Source organism: Streptomyces tatrensis (genome assembly GCF_049310065.1).
In the GTDB taxonomy this organism is placed as follows: Bacteria; Actinomycetota; Actinomycetes; order Streptomycetales; family Streptomycetaceae; genus Streptomyces.
In genome coordinates, this window is record NZ_JBMDLB010000011.1 from 526702 (window position 1) to 538965 (window position 12264).

The following is a 12264-nucleotide window of genomic DNA, read 5'->3' on the forward strand; positions in this document are numbered from 1 at the left end:
GACTACTAGGCTGCGGCGATGGAACCTGAACGCGCAGCCGACGCACCCGGAAGCTTCGCCTGGTCCGCGGACCAGGACCTGGATCCGGCGAACCACTACGACGGCTTCGCCGAGGCCTACTCGGCGGAGAACGAGAACAACCTCGTGAACGCCTACTACGAGCGACCCGCGATGCTGGCCCTGGCCGGAGAGGTGGCCGGCCGTCGGATCCTGGACGCGGGTTGCGGCTCGGGCCCCCTCACCGCCGCCCTGCTCGACCGCGGTGCGGTCGTCACCGGCGTCGACGCCAGCGCCGGGATGCTGGCGCTGGCAAGGCGGCGGCTGGGTGAGGACGCGGCCCTGCACGTGGCCGACCTCCGTGACCGCCTGCCGTTCGCCGACGGTGCGTTCGACGATGTGGTCGCGTCGCTGGTGCTGCACTACCTGGAGGACTGGGGACCGGCGCTGGCCGAGTTGCGGCGCGTGCTCAGGCCCGGCGGCCGGCTGATCGCGTCGGTGGACCACCCGTTCGTCGCCTACACGATCCAGGATCCCCGGCCCGACTACTTCGCGAGCAGCAGCTATGCCTTCGACTGGACGTTCGGCGGGAAGTCCGTTCCGATGAAGTTCTGGCGCAAGCCCCTGCACGCGATGACCGATGCCTTCACCACCGCCGGATTCCGGCTCTCCGTCATCAGCGAACCACAGCCCGACCCGGCTGCCCGTGAGCTGTTCCCCGACGGCTTCCGCGACCTTTCGAGCAAGACCTGCTTCCTGTTCTTCGTCGTCGAGGTACCCCTGCCGGCTGTGGTGCGCTGATGCACGGGGATCGCGTGCAGCTCATGCAGCTCGTCCAGCTCGCGTATTGCGGGCGTATCGAAAACCGCATACGCCACCGCAACGGCCCACCGTCTCCCCTGGGAACATGAACCACAACGCATCCCCGTCGCCGCCGCCGCGCCGCCGCACGCGCAGGGCCGTACTCCCCGGCCTGGCGGCCCTCGGCCTGGCGTACGCCCTGCACGTCCTGCGCGGGATGCTCATGATGGCCGCCCCGCGGTGCATGGCCGGTCAGTGGCACGGCTGCTTCGACACGTTCAACGGCGTGGTGCTCATGACCCTCGTCACCCTGCCCTTGGCCGTGCTGGTGGCCTGGGCCCTGGCCCGCCGTCGGCGCACAGCCGGCGGCGGCGGCACCGGATTGGCCTGGCGGATGTCGCTGGCCGAGGTCGGCATGGTGCACGGGACGCTGCCGTTCGTGTGGATGACGATGATGCCGGGCTCCGGAGCCGGGATCGTCCCCGGCCGGTTCAGCCTGGTGCCGGTACGGGACCTGCTCACGATGGGGCCGCTCGGGATCGCCGGCAACCTGCTCGTCTTCGCCTCGCTGGGGTTCTTCGCCCCCATGCGGTGGGCGGCGCTCGCCTCCGTGCCGCGGATCCTGGCCCTCGGGGCGGGCTGCTCGGTCCTGGTCGAAACCGCGCAGTACGTCCTGCAACTGGACCGGGTGTCCTCCGTGGACGACGTCCTGGTCAACGCGACCGGCGCCGCCCTGGCCGCGCTGGCCTCGCGCCGCTGGTGGCGCACCGCGGCGCCGGAGCCGTCGGACCGGCCCGGCCCCGCGCTGGTAGCGGCCGGCTGACTCGCGTACCCGCCGCGCACGTTGCATACGGTGGCGATATGTCCTGGTGTCTAGGCTTCGGGCATGCGCGTACTGATCGTCGAGGACGAGCCCTACCTGGCCGAGGCCGTCCGTGACGGTCTACGGCTGGAGGCGATCGCCGCCGACATCGCCGGCGACGGCGACTCCGCCCTGGAACTGCTCGGCGTCAACTCCTACGACCTCGCCATCCTCGACCGCGACATCCCCGGCCCCTCCGGCGACGAGGTCGCCCGCCGCATCGTCGCCTCCGGCAGCGGCATCCCGATCCTCATGCTCACCGCTGCCGACCGGATCGACGACAAGGCTTCCGGGTTCGGACTCGGCGCCGACGACTACCTCACCAAACCGTTCGAGCTGCGGGAGCTCGTCCTGCGGCTGCGGGCGCTCGACCGCAGGCGCGCGTACGCCCGGCCGCCGGTCCGCGAGATCGCGGGCCTGCGGCTCGACCCCTTCCGCCGGGAGGTCTTCCGGGACGGCCGCTACGTGGCGCTGACCCGCAAACAGTTCGCCGTGCTGGAAGTCCTCGTCGCCGCGGAGGGCGGGGTCGTCAGCGCCGAAGACCTGCTGGAACGGGCCTGGGACGAGAACGCCGACCCCTTCACCAACGCCGTGCGCATCACCGTCTCCGCGCTGCGCAAGCGGCTCGGCGAACCGTGGATCATCGCCACGGTCCCCGGAGCCGGCTACCGCATCGACACCCGGCCGGAGGCCGGGCGCAAGGGCGCGAACCGGGGAGCAGGCCGTGGATAGGGCGCCCGGGTTGAGCGTTCGCGCCAAACTCACCCTCAGCTACGCCGGATTCCTCATGGTCGCCGGCGTCCTGCTGCTCGCCGCGGTGTGGCTGTTCCTCCTGCGGTACGTCCCCGACCGGGCACTCATCGTCTCCGCCGACAAGCCCATCCACGATGTCTTTCCGATCCGGTCCAACCTCCTGCGCGTTTTCGCGCCGAGGGCGGCCGCGGTACTGGCGTTCCTGCTGGTGCTCGGCCTCGTGGGAGGCTGGTTCCTCGCCGGCCGGATGCTCGCACCCCTCAACCGGATCACGGATGCGGCGCGGACGGCCGGGAACCGGTCGCTGTCCCACCGGATCCACATGCGGGGCCGCCAGGACGAATTCCGTGAACTCTCCGACGCGTTCGACTCCATGCTCGAACAGCTGGAGTCCCACGTGGCCGAACAGCAGAGGTTCGCCGCGAACGCCTCCCACGAGCTGCGCACCCCCCTGGCCATCTCGCGGACCCTCCTCGACGTCGCCCGCAAGGACCCGACGCGGGACCGGGGCGAGCTCGTCGAACGCCTGCACGCCGTCAACGCGCGGGCGATCGACCTCACCGAGGCGCTCCTGCTGCTCAGCCACGGCGACCGCGCGGACTTCACCCGCGAGGACGTCGACCTCTCGCTCCTCGCCGAGGAAGCAGCCGAAACCCTGCTCCCCCTCGCCGAGCAGCGCCGGATCACCCTCGACGTCACCGGCGGGCCGGCCCGGACGGACGGCTCCGCGGAGCTCCTGCTGCGGATGGTGACGAACCTCGTCCAGAACGCCGTCGTCCACAACCTCCCCACCAGCGGGACCGTGACGGTCCACACGGAGGAGCGCGGCGGCACGAGCGTGCTGCGGGTGGAGAACACGGGCCCCCGGCTTTCACCGGAACTGCTCCCGACGCTCACCGAACCCTTCCGGCGCGGGGCGGACCGCGTACGCACCGACGAGCACGCCGGTGTCGGCCTCGGCCTGGCGATCGTGCACAGCATCGTCCGCGCCCACGCCGGAACCCTGGACCTCGCCCCCGGACCCGCCGGCGGCCTCCTCGTCACGGTCCGCCTCCCCGGCATCCGGTAGGCAACGCCTCCCGGGTGCCGCGCTAGCGCAGGCGTACGAGCTTCGTGCCGAGGGACGGGGCGGACAGGTCCGTCTGGAGTGCCACGGGGACCGTCGGTGCGCCCGGCCCGGTGCCGATGGTCAGGACCCCGATCTCGGTGCCGGCCGGCGCCTCTTCGGGGAGCCCCTTCTCGCCTACGGCCAGACGCAGTTCGAGCTGCTGGCCCGGTACGGCGACGACGGCCGCGTCCCGGGTGGCCACCACCGGGGTACGGGTGCCGAGCCCGTCGTCCACGTAGCCGACGACCTGGCCCTTCTTGACCGCGCCGGCCGAGGTCAGTGCCGCGCGGACGGCCTCGATGACCTTCTTGCTGTTCTGCTTGACCAGCTTCAGGCTGTTGGCGCCGTCGGGGTCTGCGCCCGTGACGTGCTGGTCGAGCATCGTGCCGAGGATCATCGGGGTCTTGTCGCCCACCGTCTTGTACGCCGCCCACATCAGCGCGCCGCCGGCCGCCGAACTGGAGCCGGTCTTGATGCCCTTGACGCTGAGTCCGGCGATGAGCAGGTCGTCGTTGTTGTTGATGAGCTTCTCCGGCAGCCCCGGGATGGTGGCGTTGGGCAGCTGGACGATCGCCCGGAACGCGTCGAACTTCATGACCTCCTCGGCCAGTTTCAGCTGGTCGACGGCGGTGCTCACGGTCTTGGCGTCGAGCCCGCTCGGGTCGGTGTACGTGGTGGAGGTCATGCCGAGCGCCTTGCCCTCGGCGTTCATCTTCTCCACGAAGGCGGCCTCGGAGTCGCTTCCGGTATCCCAACGGGCCAGCAGACGCGCGATGTTGTTGCCCGAGGGGATCATCAGCATCTTCAGCATGTTCTGCTGGGAGAAGCGCGTGCCGGCCGTCAGACCCGTGATGCGCGATTCGCTCGCAGAGGTGCCGTCCGCGACGGCCTTGGCGTCGATCTCGATCTGCGGGCCGTCCTCGCCCTTCTTCAGCGGGTGGTTCTTGAGGATCACGTAGGCCGTCATGACCTTGGCGACGCTGGCCGTCGGCACGGGCTTCTGCTCCCCGAACGTGCCGACGTCGCCCGCGCCGCCGATCCGTACGGCGGCCTGCCCCTTCTCCGGCCACGGCACGTCGAAACGCCCGTCGAGGGTGACGGAGGACGCGGCGCCCCCACTGGTGAGGACGGCGTCGGGCAGCGGCCGCAGCGCCTGTACGACGGCCAGTACGGCGACCAGCAGGAGCAGCGGCGGCACCCAGATCCGAACCCGCCGGGCCACGGTCCGACCGGGGGTCGCGGGCGGCGGCGGGGTGTTGGTGAGCTGCGCGAGCAGATCGAGCGCCGGCAACGGCTGCTCGGTGGTCCCCTCGGGGGCGGGCAAGGGGGAAGGCGAGGGGAAGGGAGCGAGCACCTGGGTGTGGGCGGCCCCTGGCCCGGAAGCCCTCCCCGAGGCGGGAGCCGCTGCCGGAGCCGTGGCGGATGCCGGAGTTCCCGGAGCCTGGGCGGGTACCGGTCCCGGAGTCGGCACGGTTCCCTGAACCGGGACGGCACCCGGCGTCGGCACGGTTCCCGGAGCCGGGGCATGCGCCGCCTTCGGCACGGCCGGGGCGGGTCCTACGGGCGCCGCCGCGGGCCTTGGCGTTGCGGCCGCCCCTGACGCCCATGCCGGCACCGAAGGCGAGGGGGCCTCGTCCAGCGGCTTGAGCGCGATGAACGTGCTCGTCCTCTCGGAGTCCGACTCAGGAGGGATCCCGGTACCGGTACCGGTACCGGTACCGGTACCGGCTGCCGTCAACGCGTCCGGCGCCTGGTCGACACCCGGACCCGACTCCGCCTCCGGCCGCGACAGCGGGCCGGGCGCGGGCGAGCCCCGCAAAGCCCCCTCAGCAACGACTCTCGGATCCGATCCGGACTCCCGCACCGGCCACGACACCCGACCCGAGACAGGCACGGCCGCGGACTCGGACGCAGACACGGGCTCCGGGTCGGACGCGGCCTCAGGCTCGCCGCCGGACGCGGGCTCGGAAGCCGACGAAAGCGTGGGCTCGGCCCCGGTCGGCGGGATGGGCTGGAGCCCGGGTGCGGACGCGGCCTCAGCTGCGGCCCCGGCCCCGGCCGGGGGCTCGGGCGTCTCCCGGGACGCGGGCACGGACGAGGGCACGGGTCGCGCCCCGGCCCGGGAAGCAGGCGCGGGCCCAGCCTCGGCTGCGGGGTCCGGCATGGCCGCAGATGCGGTGGAGGACGAAGCCGTCGGCGTCGCCCCGGACATGGGGGCCGCCCCGGACGTTGGCGTCGGCTCGGACGTGGGCTCCGGCTCGGACGTGGGCTCGGACCCCGAATCCGGCTCGGAAGCGGTCGCAGGCGCGGCGTCGGGCGCGGTCGGCGTCCCGGGAACCGTCCTCGGAGCGGGCACGGTGTGCGGCTCCGGGCCCGGCCGGGATGCGGGTGCGGGGTCGGGTGTGGGCCGTTGGGCGGGGGTCGGTGTGTGCGCGTCGGGCGCGCCGGGCGTCCTCGCCGGGTGCCCGTCCTTCGTCGCGTCGGGCTCCTCGCCCTCCACCGGTACCGCCGTCATGCCGTACACCGCCTTGCTCGTGCCGTTCTGGATCACCAGCCAGTCTCCGTGCCTCATATGCGCAGGTGATGCGCACTGGATGACCAGTTGGTCACAATCCGTCCGGCTCGGCCCGGACCGGCACCCGTAGTCAAACGATCATCAAACGATCACGCCCCCATCATGAGCGGCCCGAAGAATCACCCACTCCCCCACGCAAGGCACCACCAGGAACCGGACACCCCTATGAGCCTCACCACCCCCGGCCCCCCGGCTCCGTCGAGGCGACGTCTGCTCGCCGGCGGCGGCGCCCTGTTCCTCACGACGGCCGCCTGCTCACTGTTGGCCGCCCGGTCCGCCGGCTCCGGACGGACCGACGACCACCGCGGCCCGGGGGCGGGACCACCCGGGGCCTCGCCCACCGCCCCTCCCGCGTCCGGATGGATGCCCGGGGTGTCGAAGGTCCCCCTGGAGCGCAACTTCGTCCCCGGCGAGCGCGATGCGCAGCGCGGGCTCGTGCTGCACGTCCAGGAGGGCGAGGGCTCCTTGTACGAGCGGTTCAACGCCCCCGGGATCAAGACCTCCTCGCACTTCTGGGTCTCCCGGGACGGGGAGACGGAGCAGTACGTGTCCGTCCTGGACGGGGCCTGGGCCCAGGTGGAGGGCAACGGGTCGTGGGCCTCGGTCGAGACCTCCGGTTTCGCGACCCGGTCGCTCACCGAGGCGCAGGTCGACGCCGTCGCCCGCATCTACGCCTGGGGCGCCGGCTCGCACGGCTGGCCGCCGGCCGTCAGCGACCGCCCGGACCAGCCGGGTCTGGGGGTGCACGCCATGGGCGGCGCCGCCTGGGGCGGGCACGCATGCCCCGGCACCCTACGGTCCGGGCAGCGCGCGGAGATCATGCGCCGGGTGCGCGAGCGGCTGCCCGGCGTGCAGTGAGCCGCCCAGGGGATGGTTCCGCCGGTCCACTGACAGGAGGTGTCAGTGGACCGGCTCTAGCATCCGGACCATGAACGTCATCGTCGAACTCCGGCAGTACACCCTCCACCCCGGCGCCCGGGACACCCTGGTCGACCTCTTCGAGCGGGAATTCGTCACCGGGCAGGAGGCGGCCGGCATCACCCTGGGAGGCCGGTTCCGGGACCTCGACGACCCGGACCGCTTCGTCTGGCTGCGCAGCTTCCCGGACATGGAGGCACGGGCGCGGGCACTGCACGCCTTCTACGGCGGCCCCGTCTGGCAGGCCCATCGCGCGGCGGCCAACGCGACCATGATCGACTCGGACGATGTGCTCCTGCTGCGCGGACCGGGCTTCGCCGCCCCGGCCACCACGGGGCCCGTCGTGGCGACCATCTGCCACCCCCTGGACCCCACGGCCTTCGCCGACCACTTCGACCGGCACCTGCGCCCCGCCCTGGCCGCCGCCGGAACGCCCGCGCAGGCGGTACACCTCACCGAGCACGCGGAGAACACCTTCCCCGCACTGCCGGTCCGGACCGGTGAGGACGTCCTGCTGTGGTTCACGGCGGGGCAGGAAGCACCGCGCCTGCCGGACCTCTCGCTCCGGCTGAAGTCGGCTCCTCGGCAGCTCCGGCTGGAGCCCGTCCGGGCGCTGCGACCGTAGGCCGATTCCCCCCGGACCCTGCCGGTCGATCCCGCGTCTCCCTCAACTACCGCCGGGGGGAGCGACATCGGGATGAGACGGCCTAGGGTTGGCCCGTGAGCACGCCCTATGACGACCGCACGGCCCTCGACCTCCTCGACGCCCACCTTTATGACCTGCGCCAGGCAGCCGACGAACTCCACCGGGGAAACCCGGCCGTCGTCCCCGAGCCGCCGCGCGAGCTCGTCGAGGCCGCCGCGGACGGTGCGGCCTCGGAGCTCCTGCGGTGGGGGTACGGGGAGCTGGCCGGCATCCCGCGCTCACCGGCCTACGCGTTCGCCCTCGGCTGCGGCACCACCACCATGGAGCTGTGGCGGCGCCGCAGCCCCTGGAACGCGGCGGCCCTGCGCCTGCTGGAGGACCCGAACGTCTTCCTCGCCACCGGTCCGCGCCGGCACGAGGACTGGGCCGAGGACGTGCTCGCCGTGATGCACCGCCAGGTGCCGGACCCGCGCGGCTGGCTTCGGATCGACGGCGAGCGCACCGACGATGCCGGGTACGCCGGGTCGGCGTACCCCTTCGAGCCGCCGCCCGCCGCCGGGTTCCGGGACCGCCTGCACGAGCTGGAGCCGGCGGGGGCCGTCACCGCGCTCGCCGTCATGGCGGAGGAGTGGGGCCACTGCACGCCCGTCCGCAGCCGGCCGGATCGCGAGGCCCTGCTGGCCGACGCACGGTTCCTGCTGGACCGCTACGGCCCGGACGCCCGATTCTTCACGAACGCTCTGGACGCGGCCTCGGACCCCGCCCGGGACTTCGTTCAGGCCGGCCTCGATGGGACGAAGTCCCACAAGTTCCTCACGGGCGAGTACATCAGGGGCCTCTACCTGTTCGAAGAGCTGGGCCTCATCGCCGCGTCCGACGACGAGGTCGGGGTCTTCTGGTCCATCGGCGCGTACTGACACCGGCTCCCGGCAGGCGCCCCGGGCCTGTCGCCGCATCAGGCCTGCGGGTGCAGGGCCAGCAGGGCCGTGCGGTGGGAGACCCACCCCAGGAGGCGGAGCCGTTCCTCGTCGAGGACCGGGAGTCCGTCGCCCTCGCTCGCGGCGAGGAGCGGCAGCACTTCCTGCAGGGACTGGCCGGCGAGCAGGGCGGGCGGGTGGTCCCGTAGCTCCTCGACGGGCGTGTTCTCGGAGAGTCCTGCGTGCAGGGCCTGGGAGAGGGCGGGCGCACCCACCGAACCCGCGTAGTGGCCGTGGCGGTCGACGAGCGGGAGACGGTCGGCGCCCGCCTCGATCATCGCCGTGATCGCCTCACGCAGTCCGGTGCCGGGCGCGAGCGCGGGCGGCGGTGGTCCCATGGCGGTCCGTACCTCGATCGCCGCCGGGCCGGTCAGGTCCAGGTCGACCCCGCGGCGGCGGAGTTTGGCCGTGTAGACGGTGTCCCGGCTGAGGGCGTGGCTGACTCCGGTGGCGACGGCGACGGCGGCCATCAGCGGCAGGATGATCCCGTACTCGCCGGTCAGTTCGTAGATGATGACGACGGCGGTGATCGGTGCGCGGGCCGAACCGGCGAAGACCGCACCCATCCCGATGACGGCGTAGGTCGTGGCCGAGCCGGTCACTCCGGGGGCGAGGTGGTCCATCGTCTGCCCGAAGGCGCTGCCGAGCATGGCGCCGACGAAGAGGCTGGGCGCGAAGACGCCGCCCGAGCCGCCGATCCCGATGGTCACGCTGCACGCGATGATCTTGCCGATGAGCAGCACGAGCAGGAATCCGATCGCGTACCCGCCCACCGCGGCCTTGCCGAGGACCGGGTAGCCGACCCCGTACATCTCGGGCAGTGCGAGCAGGATCGCACCGAGCACGATGCCGCCGGCGGCCGGACGGAGCCATTCCGGGCCGTGCCAGACGGAGTCGCAGAGGTCCTCCACCCCGTACAGCACCTTGGTGAAGAGCACCCCGACGACCCCGGCCATCGCACCGAGCAGTACGTACAGGGCGTACGCGGCCAGGTGGCCGGCGTTCACCGGCGCCAAGTCGAGGAACCGTTCGTCGCCGAGGATTTCGCGTCCGATCACGCTGGCGGTGACCGCGGAGACGGCCACCAGGCCGAAGGCGCGGGCCGTGAAATCGCGCAGGATCAGTTCCATCGAGAAGAAGACGCCGGCCAGGGGCGCGTTGAAGGTGGCGGCGATGCCGCCGGCCGCGCCGCAGGCGACCAGCAGCCGCATCCGTTCCTCGCGCACGCGCAGGAGGGCTCCGGCGGTGGAGCCGAGGGCGGCCCCGATCTGGACGATGGGCCCCTCGCGGCCCACGGAACCGCCGCCGCCGATGCACAGCGCGGAGGCCAGGGACTTCACCACCGCGACCCGGGGCGGGATCCGGCCACCCTGGCGGGCGACCGCGTACATCACCTCGGGGACGCCGTGGCCGCGCGCCTCCTTGGCGTAGCGGTAGACGAGCGGTCCGTACAGTGCGCCCGCGACCACGGGGGCGAGCAGCACGAAGTACGGTCCGAGCCAGGGCACGTACGGGTTGTCGGCGTGGCCGGCGGAGGAGTAGTCGTCGTGGCCGGACAGCGCCCGGGTGAAGACCTCGATCAGCCAGCGGAAGCCCACCGCGCCGAGTCCCGACCCGGCGCCCACGAGGACGGCGGGCAGCAGCATCGCGGCCTGGGTGCGGTTCAGCGCGTCCCGTGCCGCGTCCGCCGAGAACGGGCCCATCTCCACTCCTCAGGAACCGATCCACTGCCGATCGCGCGCCCCGGCCCCTGACCACGATCCCCCGGACCCCCATCCAACGGGCCGCCTCGCGCCTCGGCCGGGAGGCGGGCCGGAGGTACACCCGCCCGGCGTAGGGCCCGGGGCGGAGGCCGGCGCAGGGCCTGTCGCGGGGCCCGTCGCGGGGCCGTCGCCGGGCCGTCGCCGAGCCGTCAGAACCCGTCCGGCGCCGGTCCGTCCGGGACGGTGTGCCGCCTGGCCGAAGGCCGACCCCCGTCCGTTCCCGGTCCCGTACAGTCCGTGCTGCCGCCGGCCCGGCGCGGGCGGAACCCGGCGGACCCCGGCGGAACAACCCGGCCGGCGACCGGACCAACGGACGAACAGGGGAGCACCGATGGCCATCGAAGCCGGTCCCGTGGACCGCCTCACTCCCCCGGTCCCCGAGCTGGACCCCTCCGTCGTGGAGCGGTGGAGGGCGGGCGGAGGCCAGCTCGTCGAGCTGCTGGCCGAGGTGTGCGGACGGCTCGGCGGGGTCGGCGCGTTCCGGCTCGGCGACGGCCCCGGGGACCGGCCGACCGTGCTGGTCACCGGTCCGGGGGCGATCCAGCACGTGCTGGCCCTGCATCCGCAGCGCTACGTCAAACGCTCGCACCGGGCCCGGCTGCTGGTCGGTGAGGGCGTGCTCTCCGCGACCGGCGAGGCGTGGAAGCGGCAACGGCGGCTCCTGCAGTCCCAGTTCACGGGGACCGGGATGCGCCGCTACGAGCAGCGGATCGCCGAGGCCGCGCGGATCACGGCCGGCCGCTGGGCCGCGTACGCCCGTACCGGCGAGGTCTTCGACGTCGGCGAGGAGATGCGGCGCTTCGCCCTCGACACCATCTGGCGCTCCCTGACCGGCCACGCCCTGGACGCGGACACCGAGCGCGAACTGGGCTCCGTCGCGGCCGTGGTGGCGGCCCTGCCGACGCTGCCCGCCGACTCCGCCGACGCCGGGGAGGCGGTGGCCGCGGATCTGGCCAGGATCGACGCCGTGGCCCATCACGCGATCGCCGCCGCCCGCCGGGGCGCCGCGGGTCCCGACGGGCCGGGGCTGCTCCACCTGCTGGTGGAGGCGTCCGCCGAGCGGCCCGAGTACACCGACCGGCTGATCCGCGACGAGCTGGTCACGCTGCTGGTCGCCGGGCACGAGACCACGGCCACCACGCTGACCTGGCTGTACCTGCTGCTCGAGCGCCATCCCGAGGCCCGCGCGTGGGCCCTCGCGGCGGGCGGCGAGGGCTCGGCGGAGCGCCGGGAGGCGATCCAGGCCCTGGTCAACGAGACGTTGCGGCTGTATCCGTCCGCCTGGATCCTGCCCCGGCACGCCGTCGAGGACGACGTCCTGGCGGGCTACGCCGTCGGGGCGGGCACCGACGTGATCGTCTGCCCCTACCTCGCGCACCGCGACCCGGCGCTGTGGCCCGATCCCGAGCGCTTCGACCCGACGCGCTTCACCGCGCCGGGCGGCCGGCCGGCCGTCCCGGGCGCGTACGTGCCCTTCGGCATCGGTCCCCGCGCCTGCCTCGGGCTGCAATTCGCGCTGCGCGAGTCGACGGTGCTGCTGGAACACCTGCTGCCGGCCCATGCGCCTACCTTCCGGTCCGTCCCGGACGGGGCCGCCTACAGCATCACGGTGCGTCCGGACGGCCCGACGCCCGTCACGCTCGCCGTCCGTTCGTGACGGGGATCACCGCTCGTCGGCCCTTCCGCGCCTTGGCTGGTTCCGGGCCGGGAATCGCCGGAAGTTGATGGCAGCAGGGCTTTTCGATCATCGATTGGCGGGATGGCGGGCCCGGTCGGCCGTGGACCTGCGCGGGGACCGAGTACCTGCAGCCGCCCGCCTCGGGACCAAAGTCCCTGGCCGCCCGTCCGGCCCGAGCCCACCCTT

General features: G+C 73.2%; 11 protein-coding genes. 9 read left to right on the forward strand and 2 right to left on the reverse strand.

Going from position 1 to position 12264, the window contains the following annotated elements:
* The first annotated feature begins 18 nt into the window (after nt 1-18).
* The 4 genes from ACODT5_RS18045 (at nt 19) to ACODT5_RS18060 (ending at nt 3482) form a co-directional block, all read left to right on the forward strand.
* Complete coding sequence (locus ACODT5_RS18045) at nt 19-798, forward strand: class I SAM-dependent methyltransferase (protein ID WP_422520328.1); 780 nt, start codon at nt 19-21, stop codon at nt 796-798.
* A 106-nt stretch (nt 799-904) separates the two neighbouring features.
* A complete protein-coding gene (locus ACODT5_RS18050) occupies nt 905-1621 on the forward strand; it encodes a VanZ family protein (protein WP_422520329.1) in 717 nt (238 codons plus the stop codon).
* A gap of 63 nt (nt 1622-1684) precedes the next feature.
* On the forward strand, nt 1685-2392 hold the full coding sequence (locus ACODT5_RS18055) for a response regulator transcription factor (protein ID WP_422520330.1): 708 nt from the start codon (nt 1685-1687) through the stop codon (nt 2390-2392).
* Between the two features lie 10 nt (nt 2393-2402).
* Complete coding sequence (locus ACODT5_RS18060; protein WP_422520331.1) at nt 2403-3482, forward strand: sensor histidine kinase; 1080 nt, start codon at nt 2403-2405, stop codon at nt 3480-3482.
* A gap of 22 nt (nt 3483-3504) precedes the next feature.
* Here the strand turns inward: ACODT5_RS18060 and ACODT5_RS18065 are convergent, their stop codons facing one another.
* Nucleotides 3505-4845: a D-alanyl-D-alanine carboxypeptidase family protein gene (locus tag ACODT5_RS18065; RefSeq protein ID WP_422520332.1), complete on the reverse strand. Its 1341-nt coding sequence runs from the start codon at nt 4843-4845 to the stop codon at nt 3505-3507.
* Between the two features lie 319 nt (nt 4846-5164).
* On the opposite strand from ACODT5_RS18065, the gene ACODT5_RS18070 reads away from it, so the two are divergent.
* The 4 genes from ACODT5_RS18070 to ACODT5_RS18085 all read left to right on the forward strand — a co-directional run bounded on the left by ACODT5_RS18070 (nt 5165) and on the right by ACODT5_RS18085 (nt 8577).
* Nucleotides 5165-6166, forward strand: coding sequence for a hypothetical protein (locus ACODT5_RS18070; RefSeq protein ID WP_422520333.1), 1002 nt, complete (start codon nt 5165-5167; stop codon nt 6164-6166).
* Nucleotides 6167-6261: 95 nt separating this feature from the next.
* A complete protein-coding gene (locus ACODT5_RS18075) occupies nt 6262-6954 on the forward strand; it encodes a peptidoglycan recognition protein family protein (RefSeq protein ID WP_422520334.1) in 693 nt (230 codons plus the stop codon).
* 70 nt (nt 6955-7024) lie between these two features.
* Nucleotides 7025-7639, forward strand: a complete 615-nt coding sequence (locus ACODT5_RS18080; protein ID WP_422520335.1) for an NIPSNAP family protein — start codon at nt 7025-7027, stop codon at nt 7637-7639.
* Nucleotides 7640-7734: 95 nt separating this feature from the next.
* Entirely contained in the window at nt 7735-8577 is an 843-nt protein-coding gene (locus tag ACODT5_RS18085) for a hypothetical protein (RefSeq protein ID WP_422520336.1), read from the forward strand.
* Nucleotides 8578-8615: 38 nt separating this feature from the next.
* Here ACODT5_RS18085 and ACODT5_RS18090 read toward each other — a convergent pair whose 3' ends face one another.
* Nucleotides 8616-10340: a chloride channel protein gene (locus ACODT5_RS18090; protein WP_422520337.1), complete on the reverse strand. Its 1725-nt coding sequence runs from the start codon at nt 10338-10340 to the stop codon at nt 8616-8618.
* Nucleotides 10341-10731: 391 nt separating this feature from the next.
* On the opposite strand from ACODT5_RS18090, the gene ACODT5_RS18095 reads away from it, so the two are divergent.
* Entirely contained in the window at nt 10732-12057 is a 1326-nt protein-coding gene (locus tag ACODT5_RS18095; protein ID WP_422520338.1) for a cytochrome P450, read from the forward strand.
* The last annotated feature ends 207 nt before the right edge of the window (nt 12058-12264 follow it).